This is a genomic window from Streptococcus sp. SO4, assembly GCF_030440055.1.
Taxonomy (GTDB): domain Bacteria; phylum Bacillota; class Bacilli; order Lactobacillales; family Streptococcaceae; genus Streptococcus; species Streptococcus nidrosiense.
In genome coordinates this window covers 53,939-65,300 of the sequence record NZ_JAQFJI010000014.1, presented here as the reverse complement: position 1 = coordinate 65,300, position 11,362 = coordinate 53,939, and the positions used below count along the sequence as shown (strand labels likewise).

The window sequence follows — 11,362 nt, the reverse complement described above, 5'->3', positions numbered from 1 at the left end:
TGCTTGCGCTTGTTGAAGCTGACGTACTTGCTGACGTACTTGCGCTTGTTGAGGCTGATGTGCTAGCCGATGTACTTGCGCTCGTTGATGCAGATGTACTTGCTGACGTGCTTGCACTTGTTGATGCGGACGTGCTTGCCGATGTGCTTGCGCTTGTTGAGGCTGATGTACTTGCTGACGTGCTTGCACTTGTTGATGCGGACGTGCTTGCCGATGTACTTGCGCTTGTTGAGGCAGATGTGCTTGCTGATGTGCTTGCGCTTGTTGAAGCAGATGTACTTGCCGACGTACTTGCTGACGTACTTGCGCTCGTTGATGCAGATGTACTTGCCGATGTGCTTGCGCTTGTTGAAGCTGATGTACTTGCACTTGTTGATGCGGATGTACTTGCTGATGTGCTTGCGCTTGTTGAAGCTGACGTACTTGCCGATGCACTTGCGCTCGTTGACGCTGATGTACTTGTTGACGTGCTTGCACTTGTTGAAGCGGACGTACTTGCCGATACGCTTGCACTTGTTGAATCAGATGTACTTGCACTCGTTGAGGCTGACTCAGATGCAGATGTACTTGCACTTGTTGAGGCGGACGTACTTGCTGATTCTGACTTGTGATCCGAATCTGACAAATCTGGAGTTACTGTGTTTTTTGTTCCATCTTTGTAGGTAATTGTCACAGTTCCATTGCTATCAATATCGTACGATTTAATACGGAAATCTGACTCAGGGTTGACTGCCTTCACTGCAGCAAGAATCTTATCAAGATCATCTTGTGTCAATGAAGTTAGATTAGAAACTTGGATAGCACTACTTGGTTTAATACCTGGGAATTTTTCATTCAGTTTCCCTTGTGCAACTACTGTCGCTGGATTTCTAATCTCATTATCTGATAAATCTACAGCTCTGACATTACGAGACCATTTATTACCATCTGCATACTGTACATTTTCTCCATAAGTAGCAGTATACTCTAATACTTTCGGATTTGTTACTGAAGCTTCAGTTGGCGTATCCTTGAATCCAGGTGCATTATCATTTGTTGAGTAGCCATCTTGGAAGATTTTACTTTGGTCATTTCTTCCATCGTAAAGTTTCAGAGTTTTAATCTTACCACTATTATCTTTAGCAGTTAAGACAACTTTAACCTGGTCTCCTGCGAAGACTTCGTAACCACTAACTCCTGGACGAATATTATTCTTAATCGTTTGTTTTTCCCATAGGCCAGTCTTATCGTTCTTGACATAAAGTTCAAAGGTAGCTTCTGGACTTTCAGTTTCCTTGGTAATCGTCTTCGTCGTTGTAGCTGAAGTCAAGGTTTCAGTTCCACCACCCGGTAGACTGACTGTCTTCTCTTGCTTAACAGTTACATCGCCTGTTGGAAGAAGACCGTTATTGCCATCATAAGCATCCTGCAAATCCTCCGTCGGATCAAATGTGACGCTTGTTTCATTGTCCTTAGCAGTCTTCGTGAATGTATGACCAGCTAATGTTAATGTTACAAGAGCTCCAGGTGTGACATTCGTAACAGTGATTGCCTTGTTTGGTAAACCACCTGTATTATTTACTTGATCATCAGTGATTTGTGGCGCTTGTGGATTGACTGTGTAAGTAATTGGGACACGCTGTTTGACACGTGTACCTGTACCATCTGCTGGCAACTCAACTTCTACATTCTTTGTAAATCGACCAACAGTTGAAAGGTCTGGAGCCCCATCAACCCAGCTGAAATTCGTATTATTTACATTATAGTCAGGGCTACCTGTCACCTTGGTGATAGAATCTCTTGGATTTGCAACCACTTGTTGGTAAGCCGCATCACTTGTCTGACCTTGAGTAAAGATATAAGAACGATTAGACTCAAACTTGTAAACATTATGAATAACATCTACTGTCTTGCTAAGCAATTTCGCACTATCTGTCTCACCCAGACGACCTTTAGGGAACGTAAAGGTTAGTTTGAAGCGTTGTTGTCCAGCCTCTGTCGTAGTGATAGGAGCATTTGATAAGCGATTCCCATTTTCATCTGTCCATGTTTGTTGAGAACCACCTGGGAACCAATCATCCCCCGCTTGAAATGCATAGTTAAGCCAGTTTGAACCATCACCATTGTGAGGAGTTGTTCCTTGAATATCATTAATCGGAGCTTTAGGCGCGATAGAGGTCATGGTACTGTAGGTGATCGTAACATCCTCGTAAGAACCATCTACATAGGTCACTCTGGCTACAGCTTTTTTATTATCCCCAGAGTTAGTCGTATCAATTCCTTTACCTTCCACCCAAGCGACAGTAGCACCTTGTGGTAGTTGTTTGCCACCTTCAAGTTGTACAAAGTTAGCCGCATTTGACAAATCATCTGCTGTTTCGCCTACATAAGTATAAACTGTTGGCACCTTAGCTACAGCATGATATTTATTTGTCAGACTCTTGATAACAAACTTAACATAACCATTGTCGGCAACACCATTTTTAGCGTGGTCACTATCAGTGGTATTACGGTCATCTTTCGCCATCAAATAGCGGACAAAGGACTGACCAGGAGCAAATCTCTTATCCAGATTACCAGTGATAGTAATGGTTGCATTTGCTTGGTCTGTCAAACTGGTGATTGGATTTGAACGATTGAGACCAACATAGGCTGCATAGTCAGACCCAGCTGAATCATCTGGCGAAGTTTCTCTTTCAAACTTCAATGAAGAAATCTTGCCAGAATCATCGGTCGCACTAAATGTTAGGTTAGTAGGTTCCCCACGATAGATATCGATTTCTTTAACATCTGGTCTGTCATACTTAATCACCAGTTTTGGTCGTTCATTGACTGTCACTGACTGTGGAATTGGAGTACTACGTGTACCATCTTTGTAGACAATTGTTGCTGTACCGTTCGCTTGAACTTCAATATCTTTGATACGGTGAGTTGTCTGATTATTCTTAGCATAGATGGCATTCTTGACAGCTGTTTTTTCAGGATCTGTCAGATTGTTTTTATCTACAACAGGTGTAAAGTCAGGATTTGTCACCGCAAGACGGTCTTTCAGTTGTCCTTGAGTAATACGAACATTACCCCATCCTGTTGTGAAATTTGTATTGTTTGCTTGGTCTGTAGCAACCGCATTTCGTTGCCATGAATTACCCGAACTATATTGCAAATCATCTTTAAGATGGGCTCTGACAACGATATGAGATGGATTGCTCTCAGGAGCATTGATATCCCCAGTTAGGTGGGCAACTGTACCTGTACCATACTCATTTCCTGTACCAGTATCACCTTGGAAGAAGTTGCTTGTTAGGGCATTTCCACTAGCTGCAGCCTTGGCAACAATTTTGAACTCCTTCAATTTCCCGCTATTATCAGATGCAGTAAAGTCAACTGTAAAGTCATCGCCAGCATAGACGATGTGTTCCATACCTCGGTCTGCACGCGGACTTTGAGTCGCTGGAATTGGTTGACCATCACGAGTTACCGTCACTCCAACTCTTGGACGCTCTTCAACTGTATCTATTTGCTGAAGGGTATTAGTCGTTAAATCCTTATAGGTAATCGTTGCTGTACCATTACTTGAAACATCAATCGATTTGATGCGGTGAGCATCTTGAGGATTTTTAGCAAAGATAGCATTCTTGATATCTGTTCTTTCTTGCTCTGTCAGGTTGTTCTTATCACCAACCAGTGTCTTAGCTGGTTTTGTAACAGGCAAACGGTCTTTGAGTTGTCCTTGAGTGATACGGACATTACCAGTTCCATTAGTTCCGTTGACATTCCCTACCTGGTCAGTTGCAATTGCATTCCGCTGCCAACTATTTCCTGAATTCCACTCCAGGTCGTCTTTCATATGACCATTGACCGTAATCGTAGCAGGACTTGTTGGCGTAGCTGTGATATCTCCTGTCAAGTATCCTACAGAACCTATACCATATTGAGAATTTTCAAAGTAATTGTCTCTTAATCCTGAGTGGGCCGCATTTGTACTAGGAACAATCTTGAACTCTCTTAATTTCCCACTATTATCTGTTGCAGTAAAGTTGATTGTGAAGTCATCACCTGCATAGACGATGTGTTCATCTCCACGGCCAGAAACTGGGCTTGGAGTCGCTGGGATAGCCTTGCCATCACGAGTTACTGTCACAGCAGGAACTGGAACTACAGTTTCGGCTTTCACGCTTGCTTGGACGACATCCACAGTGTTATCACGGTAAGTGATGGTGATTTCACCTGTTTCAGACACAGTAATGTTACCTGTCACACCATCCTTGGTAAAGTCTGAACCAGAAATGATACTTGAGTTTGCTGTTTTGAAGTTTTCAAGAATTTGAGCTCTTTCAGTAGGACTCAAGGCAGATGGATTGTTAACTGTAACAGTGGCACCACTTACAGGGTTGTTACGCTCGTTGAAACCTTTAATACGGACAGTCATACGTGCTGTAGCTGTTTGACCATCTTTGTCTGTCACTGTATATTCAATAGCATAAGCACCAGTCGCATACGGCCGCCAATTTGTTCCTTCACGACCAATGGTTCCAACAATATGTACCGTATAAGATGTGCGGTATCCAGTTTTATGCCCACGTCGGTCATATGTCGCAAGATCTCCGTATATTTTCTTACCATTTACTATATTATATGGATAGTCTGGTGCATCCAAACCTGTGATAATAGGATTATTCCCAGGTTCTACTTTTGCCATTCCGGTGTCATCACTAAGGATCATATTCACAGGTGTAATGGTATCATCATTATAATAAGCAATCTCACTTGGCAAGCTAATAGTTGGTGGCTTACTTCCTAATCTTTGACCTACACCAGTTGGAACTTCGTCATGCATAACTCTAGTGTAGTTACCAGCAGTCATGCTACTGTAAAATGGCTTACTACTTGTAGCTACTTGCGCATCCAGCGTAGCTGTACTAGAATTATTGTTTACTGTTGCATAGACTAAAATAGTCGCATCAAGGTTCCTATTTAAGTCATGACGCTTATTAAAGACATATTCATTCCCAGAACCCCCAAGTTTCTCCATTGGTTCCCCATTGAAATAAACACGAGTGATGGTTGTATTTTTATCCACTTTCGCAATGAGGCCTACATAGTTAAGAGAACTCTGAGAATTCATATCAATGCGCCAAAGAACCTCTCGACTAGCATTTGCAAAAGATCCTGGTTGAATAGCTGCCGTCGTATGCTCATTTAGCGTTACTGGTGCAAAACCTCTGAGATTTTCCCCTGTCGGCATCGCTTGCCCATTACGGCTATCACGTTGACCTGAATTAGCACGTAAAACAGCATTGGCGATAGAGTTACGAGCTGAAGTTGCCCTTTGCACAACTGCTGTCAAATCACCAGTTGGATTTGCAAGTGCTTTTTCAATCTCTACTACAGCAGCATTCACCTTAGTGATAGCTGAATCGGTATTTGGTAAACCAGCAACCTTAGCCAGATATTCACCCATCTCTGCAGAAAGAGCGACTAGTTTTTTACGGTCTTCTGCTTGCTTTTTAGCACTTGCTTCTGCAGTTGTTGTCGCAGCAAGAGTCGCTGTTGTGGTTGCTGTCAGACTCGCGTTTTGACTTGTGAAGTTTTCTGCAGTTGACAGAGCACTAGAAAGGCTAGGGTTGACCTTAACATCGCTAGCCTTGACTGTAACTCCGGATACTCCGTCATTACTGATAGCATCTTCGCTAGTAGCCGTCTGTGAACCTTCTACATGCGAAGCCTCAGAGAGGGAACTGCTTGCAACAGTCGAAGCACTAGCCGAGGTTGAGGTCGAATCACTCAATGAAGCCGAAGTACTAGCAGAAGTTGAAGATGATACACTGGCACTAGTGCTAGCTGAGGTTGAGGCACTTACGGACTCTGATGCACTTGTTGAGGCCGAAATCGAGGCGCTTGTTGAAGCAGAGATTGAGAGACTCTCACTGACAGAGGTAGATGTTGAAACAGAAGTTTGTTGCTCATCATCTTTATTGACCGTTCCCAAAACGACCTGATCAGAATTGACTAGGTTGTCGGTTCCATCAACCACCTTCTCTACAGCAACCTGTTCATTGGCATGGACTTGCGTGTGAGTAGCAACTCCACCACCAACCACCGCCCCTGCAGCGGCTATCCCCTTGAGGATATCTAGTCCAGTTAAAGAGGTAGACACATGATCGTCTACAACTTCAGTTGTAACTTGGGCTGTATCAATACCACCTCGAAGAACTTTAAACAAGCCAAATAGTGACGTTGAGGCACGCAACCAATGTTTTCCCGATTTAATCAACTTATATCGGGTAACACGATCAGTTTCTCTATACCGTCCTTCTTGACGTCTAAAAAACATGGTTTTTTCTCCTTGAGATCTTTTTTTGTAGAAAATAAAAATATCAAAATATTTTTCAAGATAAACTAGCCTTATATTGGAAAATCAGATCATCTCCAACATATAAATTAGTGTTAAAGTTTAAACTATTCTGATATAGATTATTCTCTAAAACACTTTATTATATCACATTTTATTCCTTATTGTCCAAATATTTGAGTAGATATCTATATTAATACAAACCATCATACATTTTGTGGAATTTGTATGTATTTAAAGTTTGTTTTTTTGTACAATAATCATTTACCCCTCTTTTTAAAAACACAAATCGTATAGTTGAGAAGGTCAAACGGATATATAGTGACTCCTCAATCCACCAAAAAAGCCGCCTGATTGGGCGACTTAATTTTTATAGGGAGATTATTATGAAAAAGTTTTAGGAGTTAAAGTTAAGGTCTTCTTAACTTATGAGATAAGTATACAACTCCTAACTTAAAGTTTCCTTAAGTTATTTTAAATATGAGATTTTTCCATTTTTCTTGCCAGTTTTTCTTAGATAAACGCTTTTGATAGAGCTTCATCCGGTCTTCATTTTCTAAGAAATGAGGAGTTGGAGAAACCTGAAAGTTCAAAACATCCTCTAAACCATAAGGGGCAAAGAGCTCCAAAGTTGCATCAGAATGCAAGCGAAGACCTATCGCCGTACAACGTTCAGGATATTTACTCATGGCATCGCAGGAATTCCTATACGGAGCCGTATGGGGACTATGCTGATGCATATAGACTTGATTTTTCAGCTCCCATTGATACTGGGGAAAGTCCTCTTTCAGCTTGCTCTCTATAGCCAGCGTTTCTTCGTAACTCACGTCAGGGTCAAAGAAAATGACGTCCACATCCGTTTCACAGTCAAAGGCTGGCTTGTCTGATAAAAGATTCCAGATAAAATTTCGAACCGAACCTGCTGCCAACCATGAATCATTCAACTCCAAGTCTCGAATGATAGTCAGAATAGCCATCATGTCAGAATTTTCTCTAACACTATCTAGGATTTCTTGCTTATTTTTCATTGTACTCATACCCCAAATGCTCATAAGCCTTGGCTGTCGCGACCCGTCCAGAACGAGTTCGCATGATAAAGCCTTTCTGGATCAGGTAAGGTTCGTACATATCCTCTACCGTCTCACGCTCTTCGGCGATATTCACCGAAAGGGTACCTAGACCGACAGGACCTCCACCGTACATCTCAATCATGGTGCGGAGAATTTTCTGGTCCACATAATCCAAACCTTCATGGTCTACATCCAGCATGGTCAAAGCCTTATCCGTAATCACATCATCAATCAAGCCATCGCCCATAATCTGCGCAAAGTCGCGCACGCGCTTGAGGAGACGATTGGCAATACGAGGAGTCCCACGACTACGTAAAGCTAACTCCGAAGCTGCTTCATGAGTAATTTCCATCTCAAAAATATCTGCCGTCCGCTCGACAATCTCTGTCAAGTCATCATGGGCATAATACTCCATGTGACCAGTAATCCCAAAACGTGCACGAAGAGGATTTGACAGCATCCCTGCTCGTGTCGTCGCACCAATTAAGGTAAAAGGTGGTAATTCTAGATGGACACTGCGACTACCTTCCCCCGCACCAATCATGATGTCGATGTAGAAGTCTTCCATAGCACTGTAAAGTACCTCTTCCACCGACATAGGCAAGCGATGAATCTCATCAATGAAAAGAACATCTCCTGGCTCCAAGTCATTCAAAATCGCTACCAGATCACCGGCTTTTTCGATAACGGGACCAGACGTTTGTTTGAGATTGACTCCCAGTTCATTGGCAATGACAAAAGCCATGGTTGTTTTCCCGAGACCTGGAGGGCCAAACAAAAGAACATGGTCTAGCGCCTCGTCACGCATTTTTGCTGCTTCAATAAAGATTTGAAGCTGGTCTTTAACCTTGTCTTGACCGATATATTCACGTAAATATTGGGGACGAAGGGTACGTTCTACCAACTCCTCATCGCCCATGATTTCATTATCTAAAATTCTACTCATGCTCCTATTATAGCAAAAATCCAGCCCACAAACAAAAAAGCCACCTGATTAGGTGGCTTCATTAGGGAGATTATTATGAAAAAGAAAAGTTTAGGATTTCTATTAAATAAAGTTAGGAGGTCTTTATTTAATAACTACATGATATAAGAGAAGGCTTAAAGTTAACTTAAGATTTTCTAGTTTTTAATTTTGTTCAAAAATAATAAATACTAATTAAAAATTGCTAAAAGCAAACAAGAAAAAGCCACCGAATTTGGTGACTTCTTTAGGGAGATTATTATGAAAAAGAAAAGTTTAGGATTTCTATTAAATAAAGTTAGGAGGTCTTTATTTAATGATTACATGATACACAGGCAGACTTAAAATTAACTTAAGATTTTCTAGTTTTTAATTTTGTTCAAAAATAATAAATACTAATTAGAAATTGCTAAAAGCAAACAAGAAAAAAGCCACCGAATTTGGTGACTTCTTTAGGGAGATTATTATGAAAAAAGTTTTAGGATTTCCATTAAATAAAGTTAGGAGGTCTTTATTTAATGATTACATAATACACAAGCAAACTTAAAGTTAGCTTAAGAATTTAAATCCATTATTAACAATTTTCTTGAACAGCTGTTTGACCTGCAATACGTCCAAAAGTAAAGATATCCGTAAGTGAATTTCCTCCTAGACGGTTACCTGCATGAAGTCCTCCTGCGACTTCTCCAGCAGCATACAAACCAGGAATAATCTGACCTTGTTCATTCAAAACGTGTGTTGAAGTATCAATCTTGAGTCCACCCATTGTATGGTGAACAGCAGGTTTTCTTGGTGTTGCGTAGAATGGTGCAACCTCACACTTGAGATCGAAACTACCCTTATTAAATTCAGGGTCAAATCCTGCATCAACATAAGAATTGTACTTCTTGATTGTATCTGCTAACACCTGTGGATCCATGCCAATCTGAACCGCCAACTCTTCTATCGTATCTGCACGGTAGAGAGTGCCTGCTTTAACTTGGGCATCGATTTTTTCTTGGCTAGTGTTGTAGGCTGTTGCCTTGATGCGGTCATCTGCAATCAAGTAGAACAAGCCACCATTATCAATCGCTGCTTGAGATAGCTTGTCTCTGCTACCGTACTCATCTACAAACCGCTTACCTTCAGTATTTACCATGATGAAGTTAGCTGGAGGAACTTGAAGTCCTGAGAAGAGGGCTCCTGTCACTGGATCGGATACTGGCATCATTTGACTAAAGCCCATACCCACTAGATCTGCACCTACACTTTGACCTAAGAGGATTCCATCTCCTGTTACAGCTGGTGTATTAGAGGTAGCAATATCATCCGCGATTTCGGTCCAGTAAGTATTGTATTTTTGTAGCATCTTGGTATTAGCACCAAATCCTCCAGAAGCTAGAACAACGGCTTCTGCATGAACGATGATGGTTTGACCGTTACGGCCTTCTGCTCTGACACCCTTGACAACCCCTTCTTCTACAAGCAATTCTTTGACTGGAGAGTCCGTCAAGATCTTGCCTCCATTTTCTAGAACATATTTTTGTAGAACCGAGATAAAGGCATAACCCATTGGTTGAACCGGCTTATGGCCACGACGCCAAAGGGCTCCAACTGGCATTGTTACTTCACTACGAACAAATTCAACACCGATGTCTTCCAACCAGCGAACAGACTCTAGGGCACGTTCAGTCAATACAGAAACCAAATCATATTGGCCATGAATTTCATGTCCTTGTAAATCTTTTCGTTTTCCACCGATATAAGTTTGGATACGGTAAAGTAAGGTAGAATCAAACAAATAGCTTGGATCTTGCAAATACTTCTCAACCTCAACCTTTAAGGCTCTAAAGTCATCTAAATATTCTGGGTCAATCGTTGATTCATCTGTCGCAATCAATTCTTGAAGCGTATGTGCCTCACCTGGATGAGCTGCGAAGGTTCCTTGCCATGCTGGATCTGGCGCATTCATTGGGCCACCCGCACGAACGGTATTTCCTCCAATTGCTGGGAACTTCTCAACAACAATCGGCTTCTTACCAGCTTGTAAGACTGCAGCTGCTGCAGCTAAGCCAGCACCTCCACCTCCGACGATGACAACGTCTGCCTGATAGGTTTTATCTTCTTTATCTAGGGCAGATGGTGCTTTTGAACGTTTGCGTAAAACATCTGGATTTGCACCCGCTTGTTTAACCGCACGCGCAACTCCGTCCAAAACACCATTTGAAGTCACAGAAGCTCCTGATACCGCATCAACATTTAAGGTTTGCCCCTCAATGATTTCTGCTGGAATACGGGTAAATACGACATCTGCAATCCCTGAAGATTCTCCAGAAGAATCGATTTCAATTTTTTCAATACGATCTTCAGAAACTGTGACCTCCATCGGTAATTTACCATTGTGACCTTCAGTTGTAACATGATAAGTTCCTGGTTCAAATCGGATTTCTTCAGGAAGGTTTAGTTGATTTGCAACAGAGACAAATCGAAGGAAACGATAGAAACAACTATCTAAGAAATCAACAGTTCGCTCATCTATCAGATCTCCATTTGCATCAAATGCTCGATGAGCTCGACCAAGTAAAAATTCACTTCCTGGCATAACTGTTGCATTTACTCCAGGTGCATCAAGGATCTGACGAAGGTGAAGTTGGGCACGTGAAGAGCCTTGAACATCATAGGAAGCTCCGACAATCATGGTTGGCTTCCCATCTAGTGGATGAATGTTAAAAGACAACCATTCAAGCAAACTATTTAAACTTGATGGGATTGTATGATTGTGTTCAGGTGTAGAGATGATGACACCATCAGCTTCCGAAATTGCTTTGTTAAACTTCTGAATAACAGGTGTATCTGTTTGATCATCGGTTTCATTGAACATTGGTACATCGGTAATTTCTAAAATTTCAATGTCAGCTTTTGACGCAAAATGTCTTTTCATAAATTGCAACAAACTACGGTTATAGGATTGTTTGGCATTGGTACCAACAATAGCTACTAATTTCATGGATTGTTCTC

The 11,362-nt window shown here is 41.6% G+C and carries 4 protein-coding genes; all 4 read right to left on the bottom strand.

Going from position 1 to position 11,362, the window contains the following annotated elements; genetic code table 11:
• On the bottom strand, window positions 1–6,313 hold a 6,313-nt coding region (locus PCY08_RS08870; protein ID WP_301560103.1), incomplete at its 3' end, for an accessory Sec-dependent serine-rich glycoprotein adhesin.
• 482 nt (window positions 6,314–6,795) lie between these two features.
• Window positions 6,796–7,368, bottom strand: coding sequence for a nucleotidyltransferase family protein (locus PCY08_RS08865; protein WP_301560102.1), 573 nt, complete (start codon window positions 7,366–7,368; stop codon window positions 6,796–6,798).
• Window positions 7,349–8,347: a Holliday junction branch migration DNA helicase RuvB gene (ruvB, locus tag PCY08_RS08860; RefSeq protein ID WP_301560101.1), complete on the bottom strand. Its 999-nt coding sequence runs from the start codon at window positions 8,345–8,347 to the stop codon at window positions 7,349–7,351. The genes PCY08_RS08865 and ruvB overlap by 20 nt, the downstream gene beginning before the upstream one ends.
• A 592-nt stretch (window positions 8,348–8,939) precedes the next feature.
• Complete coding sequence (locus PCY08_RS08855; RefSeq protein ID WP_301560100.1) at window positions 8,940–11,351, bottom strand: flavocytochrome c; 2,412 nt, start codon at window positions 11,349–11,351, stop codon at window positions 8,940–8,942.
• Window positions 11,352–11,362: the final 11 nt, after the last annotated feature.